At 39.2% G+C, this 16203-nt stretch carries 17 protein-coding genes and 1 pseudogene; 14 read left to right on the top strand and 4 right to left on the bottom strand.

Annotated elements, in window-relative coordinates; genetic code table 11:
• The 7 genes from KNP04_RS14330 to KNP04_RS14300 all read left to right on the top strand — a co-directional run.
• Positions 1-420, top strand: a 420-nt coding sequence (locus KNP04_RS14330; RefSeq protein WP_214876966.1) for a hypothetical protein, incomplete at its 5' end; no start/stop codon positions are given.
• Positions 417-1193 (top strand): ParA family protein, encoded by a 777-nt coding sequence (locus tag KNP04_RS14325; RefSeq protein ID WP_024127810.1) that lies wholly within the window; start codon positions 417-419, stop codon positions 1191-1193. The genes KNP04_RS14330 and KNP04_RS14325, both read left to right, overlap by 4 nt.
• Positions 1190-1999, top strand: a complete 810-nt coding sequence (locus KNP04_RS14320; protein ID WP_214704230.1) for a hypothetical protein — start codon at positions 1190-1192, stop codon at positions 1997-1999. Before KNP04_RS14325 ends, KNP04_RS14320 begins: the two co-directional genes overlap by 4 nt.
• A 138-nt stretch (positions 2000-2137) precedes the next feature.
• A complete protein-coding gene (locus KNP04_RS14315; protein ID WP_214876894.1) occupies positions 2138-2830 on the top strand; it encodes a hypothetical protein in 693 nt (230 codons plus the stop codon).
• Between the two features lie 201 nt (positions 2831-3031).
• Positions 3032-3364: a helix-turn-helix domain-containing protein gene (locus tag KNP04_RS14310; protein ID WP_214704234.1), complete on the top strand. Its 333-nt coding sequence runs from the start codon at positions 3032-3034 to the stop codon at positions 3362-3364.
• Entirely contained in the window at positions 3364-4107 is a 744-nt protein-coding gene (locus KNP04_RS14305; protein ID WP_214704236.1) for an ImmA/IrrE family metallo-endopeptidase, read from the top strand. Before KNP04_RS14310 ends, KNP04_RS14305 begins: the two co-directional genes overlap by 1 nt.
• Entirely contained in the window at positions 4100-4714 is a 615-nt protein-coding gene (locus KNP04_RS14300; RefSeq protein ID WP_214704237.1) for a hypothetical protein, read from the top strand. Before KNP04_RS14305 ends, KNP04_RS14300 begins: the two co-directional genes overlap by 8 nt.
• A 542-nt stretch (positions 4715-5256) precedes the next feature.
• Here KNP04_RS14300 and KNP04_RS14295 read toward each other — a convergent pair.
• Positions 5257-6003 carry a hypothetical protein gene (locus KNP04_RS14295; RefSeq protein WP_214704238.1) on the bottom strand — a complete coding sequence of 249 codons (747 nt, stop codon included), beginning with the start codon at positions 6001-6003 and terminating at the stop codon, positions 5257-5259.
• A gap of 1163 nt (positions 6004-7166) precedes the next feature.
• Here KNP04_RS14295 and KNP04_RS14290 point away from each other — a divergent pair.
• The 5 genes and pseudogenes from KNP04_RS14290 to KNP04_RS14270 all read left to right on the top strand — a co-directional run.
• On the top strand, positions 7167-7499 hold the full coding sequence (locus KNP04_RS14290; protein ID WP_214704239.1) for a hypothetical protein: 333 nt from the start codon (positions 7167-7169) through the stop codon (positions 7497-7499).
• Positions 7500-7514: 15 nt separating this feature from the next.
• Positions 7515-8048 (top strand): DUF4258 domain-containing protein, encoded by a 534-nt coding sequence (locus tag KNP04_RS14285; protein WP_024127825.1) that lies wholly within the window; start codon positions 7515-7517, stop codon positions 8046-8048.
• Positions 8049-8537: 489 nt separating this feature from the next.
• Positions 8538-8741 (top strand): hypothetical protein, encoded by a 204-nt coding sequence (locus KNP04_RS14280; RefSeq protein ID WP_214704242.1) that lies wholly within the window; start codon positions 8538-8540, stop codon positions 8739-8741.
• 158 nt (positions 8742-8899) lie between these two features.
• Positions 8900-9283: a hypothetical protein gene (locus KNP04_RS14275; RefSeq protein ID WP_214689658.1), complete on the top strand. Its 384-nt coding sequence runs from the start codon at positions 8900-8902 to the stop codon at positions 9281-9283.
• Positions 9284-9478: 195 nt separating this feature from the next.
• Positions 9479-9607: pseudogene (locus KNP04_RS14270) on the top strand (ATP-binding protein); the annotation flags it as partial.
• A gap of 378 nt (positions 9608-9985) precedes the next feature.
• Here the strand turns inward: KNP04_RS14270 and KNP04_RS14265 are convergent.
• The 3 genes from KNP04_RS14265 to KNP04_RS14255 form a co-directional block, all read right to left on the bottom strand.
• Complete coding sequence (locus KNP04_RS14265; protein WP_029336184.1) at positions 9986-10378, bottom strand: FixH family protein; 393 nt, start codon at positions 10376-10378, stop codon at positions 9986-9988.
• 770 nt (positions 10379-11148) lie between these two features.
• Complete coding sequence (locus tag KNP04_RS14260) at positions 11149-12486, bottom strand: murein hydrolase activator EnvC family protein (protein WP_029336183.1); 1338 nt, start codon at positions 12484-12486, stop codon at positions 11149-11151.
• A gap of 307 nt (positions 12487-12793) precedes the next feature.
• Positions 12794-14335 (bottom strand): N-acetylmuramoyl-L-alanine amidase, encoded by a 1542-nt coding sequence (locus KNP04_RS14255; RefSeq protein WP_081828362.1) that lies wholly within the window; start codon positions 14333-14335, stop codon positions 12794-12796.
• Between the two features lie 384 nt (positions 14336-14719).
• On the opposite strand from KNP04_RS14255, the gene KNP04_RS14250 reads away from it, so the two are divergent.
• Both KNP04_RS14250 and KNP04_RS14245 read left to right on the top strand, forming a co-directional pair.
• The gene (locus tag KNP04_RS14250) at positions 14720-15394 is read left to right on the top strand and encodes a thioredoxin domain-containing protein (protein WP_029595508.1); all 675 of its coding nucleotides are present in this window, start codon (positions 14720-14722) and stop codon (positions 15392-15394) included.
• Positions 15391-15810 (top strand): disulfide oxidoreductase, encoded by a 420-nt coding sequence (locus tag KNP04_RS14245; protein ID WP_214704244.1) that lies wholly within the window; start codon positions 15391-15393, stop codon positions 15808-15810. Before KNP04_RS14250 ends, KNP04_RS14245 begins: the two co-directional genes overlap by 4 nt.
• The last annotated feature ends 393 nt before the right edge of the window (positions 15811-16203 follow it).

Raw genomic sequence — 16203 nt, 5'->3', positions numbered from 1 at the left:
TCACTTGCCTCACGATATATAAAAGCCTATGAGACGCTGCATCCACTAGAGTCATCGCTAACAAGTCTACCAGCATCCAAAATTTTTGAACTCATGTATCTCGATAATGTCGATGAGGTCGTCGAGCAAGGCCTATATATTAATGGTGAAAGAAGACAGGTCGAAGAACTCACGGTCAAACAGATCCGTGATCTTCGAAAAGGGAACACTCATACACCCCTTAAAGTGAAACCTTTTCAGCAAGAGAAAAAGTCATCTTCGATCTTGTCCGCGCGTATTCCAAGTGATCTTTCGGAACAATTTCAACAGTATGCCCATGCACATAATCGTAGTGTCAGTGAGTTACTAGCTGAAATGATTGAACGAACTGTATCAGACAATATAATTGAAGCCACAGATGAACAAGGAGAACAGTCATGAAGAAAATCGCATTGTACAATCGTAAAGGTGGAGTTGGAAAATCAACGACAACCATCAATTTAGCTCATGCCTACGCACGGGATGGCTTACGTGTACTCGTGATTGATGCCGATGATCAGGCGTCTTCAACGAATGGATTAGGTCTGACGAACGACTATGAAGGGAAAGTGCTATTGGATTGTCTACTCGAAGAGAACGATCCATTTTATACACCGATTGAACAAGTCATCGTCACTTGTGAATATGAGACTGGAACGATTTACTTAGTTCCGACAAGACGGTCTGCTTCACCGAGTGATTTAACGAGTCAAATTGGTTATGAGTACCGACTCAGTGAAGAGTTGGCTAAACTAGATGAACTATTTGATATTTGTTTAATTGATTGTCCTGGTTCGACGTCAGCGTTGAATCCTTATGCGCGCTGCGCTCTTGTCGCACAAGATCGAATTATCATGCCTGTACAGATGCAAAAGTTTTCGATGGATGCGGTATACTCGGCTCCTGAAGAGTTAGAAGAAATGAAACGATTCCGAGAAGATATTCATATCGCAGCGTTTATCCCGACAATGGTCAGTGCACGTTCTAAAGGGGATACGACGACGGTAGAAGAACTTGAAGAGCTCGGGAAAGAGGTCGGTATTCCTGTCCTTACAACGATCCCGTATGCCGTTAAGGTACAAACCCTACAACGTGAATCTAGACCCGTGATTGATCATAAAAGTCCTGCAACGGATGCTTATTTACAACTTGCCCAGGAGGTACTTTCTCTATGAGTCGCCCTCGTAAAAAACATACGCCTAAAATTTCGACATTCAGTGCTAATTTACCGGTGAAACAAGGAACACAATCTAGTGAAGATCGTACGGATCAAGTGGAAGCTGTCAAAGAATTTTCTGCAACGACGACTATTACGAACCCGTATCAGTCCTTACCAGCAACCGGACTTTCTCGTATTATCACAAAAAAACTGCCCGAAGACATGGAAGGCATTGTTCAATACTATAATCACATTGATGCGATTCAGGCGACAAGTTTTGTCGAAAAATGCCGTATTCTTGCGCATGCAAATAGGTTGTTCCGTGATCCGGAAACAAAAAAGGAATTTAAACAAGAAGAGGGAAATTGGAAAGACTTCTTAGCGAAGATTGGGATGTCTCATTCCCAAGTGAATCGCTTTGTTTCTTTTTGGAATACGTTTGGTCCGAATATTTTAGAAAAAACGATCGAACAAGATTTCAGTGCGACCAAGTTAGCGGAACTCTTATCATGGCCAGAAGACCCAAAGCTCGCATTACTTGAGAGTAAGAAATATTACACAGCAAATGGGGACAAAACAGTTTATGAAATGACACGTGAAGAATTGCGTGAAGTGAAGCGTATGTTGATCGAGCGTCAAGAACAGCGCGTGCTCGAAGTCGAAACTAACTCTGTGAAACCAATGCGTGTCCAGATTCGCTTTGCTGATTTAACGGATCCTTTATATGTCGGGTTGACTCAAGCCGCTAAAAAAGAGCATGTCTCTGAAGATGAAATCATTAAACGGGCCTTGGACCAGTATCTAAAGGGTTACCAAGATTAAATGTTAAACAATTTAATTTCTATATTTCTTAAAGAGTTAGGAAAAAATTACAAACTCCCTTATTTGGAGTTATTTACTTTCGTTGTAATGATGATTATATTTTTCTATCTTTTTTCAACATTGAAAAAATACTTCGATATGAAAGAAGAACGAAACTTGACTGCATACAATGATCAATTGGATGCTCTATTTTCTGTACATCGAAGTCTTAACAAGGACACTATGGATAGAGAAGAATTAAATGACGCGTTATATAAAATGAGTCAAGTCGGGGACAGTCAGATTGCCACAAAGTCATTCTATTGGATTAATGAGAAAAGTATTAACTATCAAGACGTAATGTCTGTTATAAACATAGAAATCAGACGCCTACATAATCTAAAAGGTAGTACTGTTCCAGGAGGTTTTCTAAGAGATCTAGAAGACCTATATCGGCTGACTCTCAGCTTTGTTCGTCCTGCATTTTTTGCCTTTTTACTATGGATGTTACTTATGAGCTTCATGAGTCTATGCATGATGGTTTGGTTAGGTAATATACAAATGCTCGACTTCTTTGCGGTCGTTTCAATACTGTTGATTGCTCTTCTCTTGTTTAGTTTAATAGGAATCATCTTGCGCTCCCTATTTAAAAAGCCTCGTATTAAAAACTGGAGGAAAGTGTTATTAATCATTTTCATAGGTGGAGGTGGGATCATATCTTTGTATGTAGCCTCTACAAATAAAATTGATGAATTATTAGATTCGTTGGTAATTATATCGCTTCATCTTGCTTGTTTGATTTTTATCATATATATCGATCAAGAGACTTTTCCTGATAGGAAAATCGGTTGAATTATAAGTTACAGGTAAAATAATCGAATAAGTTTCTTATACATGACACCATTACTTATCAAAAAGAATGGTGTCTTTATATATCGAATAAATATTAGACTCCTGCTGATGCATAGAATCGGATTTGTCTACAATTTTATTTTATTAATTTGTAGACTGATGCAAAGAGAGGTATAATCAAATTAGAAGGAAGGTGTCATCATGAACTCAAATACAATCATCGTGAACAATATAAAAACATGGTTACAGGATCATCAAAAGCCGCAACAATGGTTGGCCCAAGAAATCGGAGTCAGCAAGGCATTGGTCGGTCATATGTTGAATGAGAGCCGTGTCATCCAACCACAACGTATCGTTGCGATCGCGAAGGCATTAGGTGTATCGGTCAACGAATTGACAACTGATGCTTCAATGAGAGAAGAGCGGATGACGGTCGAGTTGCGCGGGACACTCTCAAATCGACGGTCCAAAATGGAGCTTGAGCGTCTGAAATTTGCGATAGAGGATTACGTCGTTCTCAAGGGTGATTTATGATGAAGCCAACTACAAAATTTGCGGAAGATACGGCAGAAGCGTTCGCGGCCGACTTTTTAGAGCAAGTCATTGACAGTCACGTCTTTATTGGCGCTTACATTGAGCAGGTATTGGCCAAACGTGCGAACCTCATCTTTCAATATGTCGAGGACGACTCATATTACGGCGTCGCGATCAAGCATATGTCAGGAGAAGAATTCATCGCATTGAACTCCTACCAACCGCTGCGCATGCGTTACTTTACCGCGGCTCATGAACTATGGCACTTGTCTGAAGCAAGCGAGTGGCAAGTCGATGGATTCGATCACGAAAGGGCAGCCGATCGATTCGCCGCTGCGATCATGTTGCCGAAGAGTACGACAAAAGAAGTCTGGGAAAAGCTGAGGGATGGATATGATACGAAGTCTGCCATCATCTATTTGGCAGATATGGCCCAAGTGCCATACGTATCGGTTGTAAGACGACTCCGAGAGCTCAATTATCGATTCACTGACTTAAGTGAACAGGAATCCGATTGGCGCGAGGAACGAAGCAGACTAGGGATTGCCCCGAGTCCACTGGATCAAGCTCAACGCTTCGAATCATTTCCAGCCTATGAACAAGTAGTCGTCAAAGCAGTAGAAGAAGATCGAATGACACGGTTGAGCGCCGCCAATAAACTCTCTGTCTATCGACCTGAGTTGGCTCAAGCGTTACAGGAAGATGAAATCAGTCGTCTTCAAAAGGACACTGCCCATGATTAAGGAGCCGGTGTTCATCGATGCGAACATCATCATTCATGCGGCAAGTTTTCGACAAGCCGATGTTTTCGATTGGATCAATAGTCTCTATAAACAAGTCCTTATCCATGTAGAGGTATTGAATGAACTGAAGACATCTTCGGTAAGAGAAAGGGTCGACACGTTCATCCATGATGGGAAGTGGGTGCTATTCGATCCTGAATCGGAAGCATCGATCGCGACGGATGAACTATATGACCTTTATCTCGTTTATCTGACGGAAGTTCGCCTGGCATTCCAACAACTGGATGAAAAGAAAAAAAGAGAAGGTCGGCCACTCAAACATACGAGTGACTTGGGCGAAATGCATAGTCTTGCTGCCGCGAGATTGATGAGCGCTGGGTTGATATGTAGCGATGACGCGGATATTCGAGAGGTCATCACAGATGCTGAATTGTACATCGTAAACCAAGAGGAAGAGGAAACACTCATACGTCAGCATACCCTCCTAGACTTTTGTATACATTTGAAGCGATATGAAGTCGTGAAGAGGGGCCAGATTCGAAAGTTTTTCAAGACGATTCGTCCTCATGATTTAACTGTATTTGATCAACACATTGATAAGATCTGAATACGATGTTGTATCATCAGGACAAAAAGCACCCAATCTGCGTCAACTTGTGACGTAGATTGGGTGCTTTTTTATGTGTTACTAAAAGAAGAAAACACATGTTTTTGTTTTACAGGATCAATGATACACGTTACTCTTTCCTAGGTTTAGAAATCGGATCCGGAAAAGTAAAGAGTCTTTTCGTTCATTTTTGATGGGTATCGAGAAATATGTATATTTCTCGTGTGAAAATTGATATTGAGAGATCAAAGCATGAGTGATTTTTCTAAAAACAATTGTAGTAAGTTCCCTCTACTAGCTATACAATTTTGACGTGTTTTGCTATGTTTGATGTAATAGAACCCACCACGCCTCTTTAAAATGCGGACCACGGTGGGTCATTTTTTATATAAATGGGGGGAAGACGCGGCTTCTATGAAGCCTAACCAGTTAGAAGTCCCAAAAACCTAAGAAAAGCAACTATCTATTTTAAAAGAGCGCAGTCTATATATTAAAAGGGCCGAAGAAATAGTCAATATGTGACTTCTCTTCGGCCCTTTTAATTAAGAATTATTCTGTTGAAGATTTCGCTCCCGAAGAACAGCAAGCTCTACCTGTTCTTGTAGTCGATGTTCAAAAGCTTCTTTCTCGCGTCGAAGAAGTTGCACTTCTAAGTGAAGTTTTTGATTCTCTTCTTCGAGTTGATCATTCCGACGCGTTTTGCTTTTCAATTCATCTACAGCATCCATTAAACTTTGGTTTTGGCGATTTAATTGTTTTTGGCTCTCTTCTAATTTTCGAATGGTTCCTTCCAAATCAAAAATCATCTTTTTATGAACCTTTAGCTCCTCTTTCGCTAATTGTTTCTCCGTCTCTAGTGCATTTAGTAAGTCTTGTTTATCTGTGTGTAGTTGGTCCAATTGCTGTTGAAGTTGCTCTAGCTCTTCCTGGTGATGCATGACTTTAGCTTCATACTCTAGATTTAGCTCTTCACTTTCCTTCACAACACTGTCTTCGAGTTCTCGTATCGTTTCGGTATATTGAATTGTCATACGTTGAGTTTCTTTTTGTTGCTTCTCTAAGCGAAGCGCTCGTTCTTGAAAGAGTGAAGTAATCTGATTAAGTGTAGTTTCAAGTACACCATTTTCTTCGTCGATTAATGGGTCTGGTGATTGTTTATCAGCTAATTGAATGAATTCTTCAAACAATTGATTCGTCGTTAGGTGTCGTTCTTGCATTAAACGTTGAATATGTTCTGTCACTTCTTCAGAGACACGAAATGACTTTACTTTTGTTTCGTTTGAGGTCATATCCTATTCACTCCACGGTATTTTTTTTTAGTATATCATATGGTTTTGGTTCAATTTCGTATTTGAATTGACATGGAACCTGTATATAGAAATTTAAGATGTACAAATAGGACGTTTACAACTTGTAGGAGGTCATCAAAATGGCTTATAAATTATAATGTTCAATTCCAAAAGCGCTTAAATTCATAATGTACGACACTGATAAAAGTAGATAACTCCATTGTATTTATTGGTATTGATGGATCGGAGGAATAATTGTGTTTGTTCAGTGTGAAGATTTTGAACAAAGTTTAACATCGTCTATATTAACCATGTTACCTTAAGTGTAAACATTTCGACGTCGAAATGTTTACACTTAAATTCTAGTATGGTGTATATAAAAAAGAACCTTGCATGTGATGTAGCGACATTCTTTTTTATAGTTCTGGAATGCGTAAGATATCCTTAAATGTATGCCAGGTTTCCTTAAGTTCTGCTTTTTTAGGAATGTAGATAATGAGACCATCATGCCCTCTAGTTAAATTGACACGACATGCATTTCGTTTGATCTGAAGCGGCGCTCTGTCTGGCATAAAACTGAAAAATGTTACGTAGATCTGCCTATCTGATCAACAAGTGGCCAGTTTACGGGTGCAACCGTTAGAGGAATTTATGTGATGCAGACTAATGGTCTCTTTCTTCGCAGTAGTGTTTATTGTAGTTGTGATCGCATTTTCGGTGGATATGATCCTGGGGAATCAGTTGCATCAGCATGGTCGTAGTTTGTAGCGATTCATGTCGTTTTATAAGTCTGACGTAGTACATGTCAGGTTCGTCTTTTTGATGATAGACAGACTTGGCGCTTACCGTTTTATTTTAAATACATGACTGAAAAAGTGTGATCGTTAGATTACATATAGGTATACACTAATTGACGAAGTAAAAAGTTAGATTTGAAGATATCCCGATAAACGTCCAAAAATATGATTATTATGAGTATTTTTGAATTTATGATACGACCAATTATTCATTTTTATTGAAATTAAAAATCGGTGTTGTAGAGGTGAGTAGAGTATGAGAAAGTAAAATCGACGCCAACAAGAAAAGGATTTTCAGGAAATAATGTACATTTTATTAATCGTAAAATGAAAGGTTGTACTTAGAGTTAAGGAGGTAATCGATCGGTGAAAAACATTTGTAATTGTGAAGATTTAAAACGTATTAAGGTAGAAGCGGATATTGGGGCGGACCCGATCTGGTGTGCAGTTTGCCACTACAATGTGGAATTGGACGTCTTTCCGATTTCTGACTCGTTGAAGCAAGATATTCATGACTGGGTTAGTCGATTTGGGGAATGGGTGGACTGGGAAACCGATACACTCACTACAGACGGAAAGGTCAAGGAGAAACAACATAATAGTGAAGGTGAATTCCTTACTAAACGCTTGAAACAAGAGCTTGGTGAAACATATGAAATTGAATTTATTGCTTCAAAAATGTATGAGACATATGAATAAGGGGGGAGTAAGCGTATGTACAAGTGGATTACTGGAGTTATTTTAACTGTATTTTTGTTCGGTGTAATCGGTCCTAACGTTAGCTATGCCATGCAAGACGAAAGCGAGCTCGATTTCGAACAATATGTTGTTGATTACCACGAGGGACTTGAAGAATTTGATGCTCGAATCTACTATGATAATGCAGAATTAGGTTTGATTGAATCTGAACATAGTAAAGATCCGGGTTTCCAAGTAATGGCGCTTCCGCTCGCGCCTATCATCATTGCAGTTGTAGTTCGCTTAGTTGGACAGTGGGTAGGAAAGCAAGCGGTTAAAAAGATTTCTAAACATGCTGCAGAACGAGCAGGACAACGGGGGATTACTGAACGACAATTTGCCAGTGCAATGGCATATGGAACGAAGTACGTAGATAAAAACACAGGCGCGAAGATTTTGTACCACTCGCCGACCAAAACAACACTGGTATTAGATAAAGCAGGGAAAGTCGTTGTGACTACGTATAAACAAAATAGCCCAAAAGCGGTGTGGAAAAAGCAAAGTTGGTAAAAAGGTTCGGGATTGGCGTGTAACCCGTTAGATTAAGAGAAAAAAGGAGACCTGTAGCGATTCGTTCGCTCCAAGTCTTTTTTTCTTTTTTATGGGTTCGTACACATATTTCGGACTAAATAGATAAAGGGATTACTATAAATTTGTTATTGTGCTTTTAGATTTAAAAGTCCATCTCCAGGGAAATGCTCTCGCCTGAATCCAGAATTCGGATCCGGGAAAAGGAATGTTGTCGCGTGGCGAAAACAAATGGTTTTGGTGAGAAGTCAAAGGCATAAAGAAATCACGTTGTTCCGTCTATTCATGAATGTGTATTTGCGATGTTTGGATTAATGAAAAATGAGTGCGTGTTTGGTGAAAATGACCGTTTTTCCTACGTAAGCCCTGGGCTTGTTTTAAACAAGCCCAGGGCTTATATGAAACAAGCCGAGATGTTGAGAGGTCAGATTCAAGGTATTGTTGAGCTATCAACAGGAGAGGATGATTCAAATGAGTCACACATTGGACCAGCAAACGATTGAAGAGACGAAAGAGGTATTGCTTAGAAGACTTCCTGAACGGATGGACATCGATCCTGGGGTATTTGAGTTAGTAAGCATGGATCTTCTTTGTGATGTGAAGGAAGGAGAACGCTTGACCCACCTCACCGTCTTTTTCAATACCAATATGATTCGACGGAATCGTCGTACATAAGAACAAAAATATTTGTATACATGTATACATGTAGATTTGTATACGCGTATACATGTATACATTTTTTAAAGTCGTCATTTCTGTAGTTTCATGAACAAGGACTGAACTGGCTCTGGACGGGGAATCGTTCTATAGCGAAGCGGAAGGGGGGAGACGTGATGGATGAGGGGCTGCTTGATGACTATGCGTTCGCTGGATTGGATCCGTTCGTCCGGACGGTGTTCTCGGAACTGATGGAACATCCCGAATGGATGCGTGTCGTCGACAGGGAACATTGCGTCGAGAAGGTCGTCCGGTTCGATGACGGACGGAACTCGCCTTACTTCCGGGTGCTGATCTATCTGGATGCAGAAGAGCGTCCGATCAAGAAAGTGTATCTATACGGGACATGGGTGGTGGCGGATGGAGAAGTCAGCTTCGTCGTCTCAGAGCTATCCAAGGGTGTATTCGAATATGAAGTGATGCATGTCCATTGGCTCATCAAGTATCGGTTCAAAGATTGGGGCGTGTCTGAAGACGGGGCATGGGAGAAGGAATGGTGATCCGGGCTCATGCGTGAGCGTCTAACGCCAGGAGGCGAAGTCGCTCATCGCACCGCTGCCCCCCTGACGGCCCGATAACAAGAGCTGCTGGCTCACCGCCGCATCTCTATGTTCCTGGCCCTTTCTAACGGGAGGCACGGAGCGTAAGGGCAACGTCAAAAGCAAGAGCGTGGGCGCGTCTAACGCCACGCGGAGTGGCATTCGAATCTAGGACAGGCCCAAATCGCGGACGCAATTCTCGACAGGATCGTACACGACTCCTATAAAATCCTGGTCGATGGCGAAACCTCAATGAGGGAACACCACTGGCTAGGGATAAGCTAAGATCTTGGCCATCGATGAGTCGATGGCCTTTTTCTTCATATTGACTCGCTCAGTCGTCCGCACTAGTGGCTCTCTGTATCCGCAATACTCAGCAGGACAAAAAACGCATCCTTCGAGTTTTTGAGGATGCGTTTGAGCAATGTGACTCTATTTGACTCGCGTTTATATTCCTACATATAAGCATACAACTGATGGTAGTTTCCAAGGTGGAGCGACGGAGTGGACGTATCAGACATTGGAGCGGAAAGGATATATCATAAAATTGGTATTTTTCGAGCATATATCACAAGGTTGATGTTGTCGCGCGATTCAATAAAAACGAGTTTTTTCATCATGGATTAGCTCGTCTATATTATTAATTGTAATAATTAAAATTTATTATTTTACTAATATTTCGTTTTTGGGCATAGAATGATAGCTTCTTGCTGTCGTATGTGAATATATAAAGTATTTACCGGGCTCTTCAAAAATATAAGAAATTACATACAGTCCGTCTTGTTGATAATTGGCTTCAATTTTTTCGTGTTGGCTTTCCTCTTGGCCTTCTTTCCATATCTCGAATTCAACTTTATCCGCATCGTCTACTTTCTCGTTTCCTTGAGAAACAGTTGCTATAAGTTCAATAACTTCGTTTGCTTTTACTATTTCAGGATCTGTTTTAAATTGTACATCAATTAATTCTGGAATCACTTCAGGTCCATTATTGCTTACTGTACTTCCACAACCAGATAATACTAACAAAACAATCAACAGTGAAAAAAACCTTGCCATCTTTTTTCTCTCCTTTAAACGATTTAATATTAACATACACGAAAATGTGATGTATTGATTATTACATTAAAAGTGACCTGATCATGCAATCTTATTAGCTATCGAGCATAGACCCCATGTCACTTTTAAGGTTCAAGACTTTATAGAGCGTCGTATGCTCGATTGGTTTACTTTTCTATATAAAAAATAAAGAAATGTACATTTTATATATTAAGTTCAATTTTATATATTAAGTTCAAAAGATATTAATTGAACTTAATCCAAAAAGTTGGATCATGAAATAGATCATCTGGTGACTTCGACAACCTAGGTTTGAATTTGGACCTTCATATCCGTAAATTTATCATCGACCGTTAGACACGGCCTTAGTAACCTAAGGTTCGTCTCGACGTATATTGCCAGTTGAAGGTCATCAAAGGAGAGAAGAGTCTGTACTTCAAGATTGAATCGATTAAAGATTGTCTACCCATCCATATCGTTTTTAATATCTACATAGTGAATGTGTATGTCGCACCTGAGATTGTATTCCCCAGGCACTCGTAGGGGGGTGGGGGCACGAACGAAAGCTCATCCTAACTTTCTGAAGTTTTTCTTGCGAGTCAGTTAGCGTTTGGTCACCGAGACTTTAAAAGCTTTCGGACATAAAAATCGCCCCATAAAAATTAGATTATCAGGTCCAACTTTTACGGGGCATCTAATATTCTGTGGTCTAAATATTAAGTGATTTACTGAAGTAATTATATAGTGTTAAACAATTTCGCCTCTGAAATTCAGAAAAATTGGGATGGGTTGACTGTATTCCCTGCACTTGTAGCTGAGTACGAATAGTTTCCTCGATGGACTTCAAAGTGTAAATGAGAACCGGTCGAATTTCCGGTACTCCCCATCGCACCGATGTTCTGTCCTCGGGTCACACGTTGTCCGGCGGAAACGGACAATGAGCTCATGTGAGCATAAAGGGTAGTCCAAACTTGACCGCCTATGACATGCGTAATGATGACATGATTTCCATAAGGTCCACCCCAGCCTGCTCGAGTTACAGTTCCTGTTTGAGCAGCCATAATAGGAGTTCCTACTGGTCCAGCTGTATCTAGTGCATTATGGAAGCTGTAGCCATTGGCCCCGCCTGCTGGACCCCATCCTTGGGTTACGATACCTGAGGTTGGACGTTGAAAAACTCCGCCACTTGTTGGAGAAGCGAGTGAATCCGTAGTCTTTGAAGTGTTTACCACTTTCTCAGAGTTTGGTGATTTTTCGAGAGAGGCTTTATTCTCGCTGATTTCATTTTTTTCGGCACTTTTTGCTTCTGCAGCTTTACGCGCAGCCTCTTTGGTACGAATTTTAGCTTGTTCTTCAAGCCTTTGGGCTTCAATCTCTGCTTGAATTGATTTTTCTTGTTCTTGAAGCGTCGATTCCATTTGTTGCAAGCTTACCAATTTAGATGTGAACTGGATTTTTTCGGCCTCTAATTTTTTTATTTGAGCAGCCCGCACTTTAATTTTGCCGTTCAATTTTTTCTGACTATTCTCTAGCTCTTCTTTTTGACTAATAAGCTTATCTTTTTCAGTGTCCAATTCAGCTTTAGCAATTTGAAGCTTATTTTTTGTTGATTGATATTCTTTGAAAAGTTCTTGATCATTTTCTTGAATCGTCCCTGCGGTGATCATGCGTGAAACCAGATCACCAAAGTCTTTTGAACCAAAAATAAATTCAGCCCAGTTTATAGAAGAACCACCGTTTTTTTGCATCGTGACCATGCGTTCTTCCATCAATGTCTTTTGAGAGCTCATTTTTTTCTGGAATTCTTTAATTTGAGTTTGAATCTGAGCAATTTTCTTTTGGGTTGTCCGAATTTCAGCCTTCTTCTGGGTGACCTCATTGATAATATCCTGTAACTCGGATTCCAAGTCATTCAGTTTCTGTTCTTCGAGTGTGATATCTTGTTCACGCTGCTGAATTGACGTATTAGCTTTACGTTGCTCTGTAGAATTTTGCGCTTGCTTCTGCTGGATATTTTTTTGTTTTTCAGTCAAGTTTAAAGCGTAAGAAGGGGATGCGCTTTGAACTAACATAACACCAAGTAAAGTTGAAGCTATAATTTTTTTCATGGTAAACAATGTTGTTGCCTCCGTAACTTATCTCTATTATAAAAAATGCGTTGCTGGATAAAAGTATTCGTATCATGATTAAAACTCGAACCGGAATCATTGTATCAATATTACTTCACCATCTATATTTCTATTTCTTTTCATTTCTATGTCAGTTGTTCTTTTGAGTTTATTGTCATTCGAGTATATCAAGAGAAATACTTATAATGCCATTTTGATGAGGAAATGAATGATGACCACTGAATTTAGGACATTTTGTCTCAAATTCAGTGGTCAAATCGTTTGTTAGTATTTGTTTGGTGTTTATTTAGTAGTAACTCTTCATAAATTTATCAATTCCTTTGGCGGTTGCTTTGATCATGTTACTTCCCGACATATAGGAGCGATCTACTGAGTTAGCAATAAAGCCATATTCGATGAGAGTAGAAGGTACCGTGTTTCTTCCTACCACATAGACATCTTGTCGCTTAACGCCTCGATTTTTAAAATCTGGAACGTTCATGGCGATTTCTTGATTAATTACTTCACCTAATCTGCGGCTAGCGTTCGCATATGGATTTGTGGTGTACGCGCTAGAAGTAGGGACGAGTGCTTCATGACCTGTAGCGAAAGAAGGTGAAGAATTAATGTGGACGCTTATGAAAGCGTCAGCATCAAGCCTTTCTGATAGATTGGTCCGCTCAACAAGTGACAAGTATCTATCATTTGAGCGCGTTAGTTTCACTTCATAAAGCTCATAGTTTTTCTTTAGTTCGTCGGCCACACGATTAGCAATGTTTAGGGTGAGTACTTTTTCTTGAACTGTACCGTTTGAAGTCACTGCACCAGCATCTCCCCCACCGTGTCCAGCGTCAATTAAAATCACGTGTTTGTTAGCTGGAATCACCGGTGATTTTATAGGAGTTTTTCCGGTAAATGGTTGCACAAAACCAGATGATACGTAACCGACTTGATTGTTATATCGCACCTTGTACCAACTGGCGCTTTTCGATATGACAGAAATCGAAGTGCCTGAGGGAATTGTTGTCAAAATAGATCCGTAACGACTCGCTTGGTTACGTAAATTAAGATTTTCGATAGTAATATATGTTGGATAAGTGGATAAAGAATCCCCCGGTGCCACTTGCACTATATAATGTCGAGCAGGTGTGAATCCTGTAATACCGTTATACATAACTTTTAACCAAGAACCCGTTGTGCCCGATTTTCCTAGTACAGTCACTTCAGTAGATGCTGGAATCGTAATAAGGACCTTTGAGTTCACTAAAGACATGCTTGAGCGAATCTCGGTCGTTTGCTTACTTCGTGACTTCATAGCCGAGGGCGATATGGTTACATACTGACTTGCCACATAGCCTTGAGTCCCATTGTATGATACTTTATACCAAGGGCCTGAGGCAGCATGGTACATTAGTGGGCTGGACTTTGGGATAGTCATTAAAACGGGTGATTTGACAGATGGGCCCTTACGCAGATTTAGTGAAGTTTTAGTTTTATATATTGTGTTTATTGAACTGACTGAATTTTTAGGTATAGGTTTTGGCGTCACGTACTTCGTTGAGACATAACCGATTTTTGAATTAAATGAAACTTTAAACCAGGATTTATCTTCTCCATATACACCTATCTTCTTAATGGTTTTTCCTTTTGGAATCGTCAAAAGGACTTTGCTTTTTGAAGAGAACGAGGAACGCAAATTCAAATTTTCAGTTGTTATGAATAGAGATTCCTCTGCATGTACGACGTTTAGGACGTTAACACTAGTTAAAAGCTTAAAGGGATAGAAAAAAGAAGTTAATAAAGCCAAGGAAATTACTAAGCTTATTCGAAATTTATGTTTAGACTTCATAATAGACTCCTCATATGTAGTTTTTTTGGTTGTAAAGACCCATGAATGGTTTTTTACTATCTGTATGGTACTTATCCTTTAAATATTAGTCATTCTATGCAACGATTATTGGCTTTCGTCTATCTACAGTTAAAAGTTTTCTTGCCCTGTTTTAAAATGCACTATTATTAAGGGGAATAGACGTATTTTAAGAAATAAATTGGCCCTCCTTTCATCTGCATAAAAGTTTAGTTGCATGAATGTGTTAGAATGTAACTTGTTTGACTCATAGATTTCGTTTTTAGAAGTCCATGGATTCAATGTTGAAAAACTAAGGATACTCTAGTATTTTTAGCTATAATTCTGATAAAAGAAATAACGAATTTATAAAAGAGGTGAATTGTTTTGAAAACTAATCAACTATTGACTATTTTTACATCCGTATTAGTAATTGCAGTCTTAGCTTTTTTATTTTTAAATGATCAAAGTTCCGAAAAATCAAAGACTAAAATTGTTCAAGATGAAAAGATATCAGTTAATAATCAACCTACAATAGGTAAAAAGGAAGCGCCGATATCAATTGTAGAATTCGGAGACTATAAATGCCCTTCGTGTAAAGAGTGGGGTGAAACAATCTATCCTCAACTTGTAAAAGATTACATTGAAAGTGGGAAAGCTTCCTTTAGTTACATTAATGTTTTGTTTCACGGAGATGAGTCCACTTTAGCTGCCCTTGCATCAGAATCTGTTTACAAAAATCACCCAGAATCATTTTGGCAATTTCACAAAGCTATTTATGAAGCTCAACCTGACGTGCAAATACACGATAATCCATGGGTTACGGTGGAGAAAATGGAAGAGATTGCGACGAAGACTGTCCCTTCTCTAGATTTAAATAAATTTAGAGAAGACCTATCAAGTCGTTCTTCTAGATTAGAATCAGTTAAAATGGATGCGGCGCTCGTAGAAAAATACAATGTTACACTGACCCCGACGATTGCAGTTAATGGGGTCATCCTTGAAAATCCATTCGACTATACCTCTATAAAAAAACAAATTGAAAAGGAGCTAACCCAATGAGCGCTTCAGTAATAAACCGATATGGACTGTACCTCGCCTGGGTTGTTTCAATTACTGCAGTACTTGGAAGTCTATATTTTAGCGAAATTCGTGGTTTTATACCTTGTGAACTCTGTTGGCTTCAACGTATCTTTATGTACCCAATAGCTTTGATTCTTGCAATTGCAGTTTTCAGAGAAGATAGCTCAATCAAATTTTATGTTCTCCCTTTATCAATAATCGGATTCTGTATCTCTTTTTACCACTATCTTGTACAAAAGGTGCCCGGCTTTTCGGAAGTCAGACCATGTGAACAAGGAGTTTCCTGTAATGCACAGTACATTGACTGGATGGGTTTTATCACAATTCCGTTTTTAGCGTTGACCGCCTTTTTTCTGATTACAGTCATTCTTGGACGAATCAGTACCAAACAGTAGTTTTTGATTTGGATTTGAAAAATGAAGAACTAATTGTATCAAATTGGTATGCTTACTAAAAAACAGCTTTGATTTAGAAAAACATGAAAAGCTTTTTGAAGTTGGAAAATAGATTAGACAATACCCAGTAAATAATTCAATTGACGTTTTCTTAAAACGTTAGTGTACTATATTGATTTTTTGAAAAAGCGTGACTACCTATCGAGTATGAGATCTAACTAGCTCTCTAATAGGTAGTTTTTGTATGGCTAAAAATAAGAAATAATCGCAAAACCAGAGAAAGTATCTCAAATCTTCAAGTATGTAGAGCTGATAGAATAAATGTTTTTTAAATTAAGTGTTGACGGCACAGCAAAAGTCTAATAAGTTATATATGAACATATGAACATGTAT

The organism is Exiguobacterium sp. CH10 (assembly GCF_018617635.1).
Classification (GTDB): Bacteria; Bacillota; Bacilli; order Exiguobacteriales; family Exiguobacteriaceae; genus Exiguobacterium; species Exiguobacterium aestuarii_A.
The sequence above is the reverse complement of the archived record's forward strand: the minus strand, read 5'-3'. Positions and strand labels throughout refer to the sequence as shown.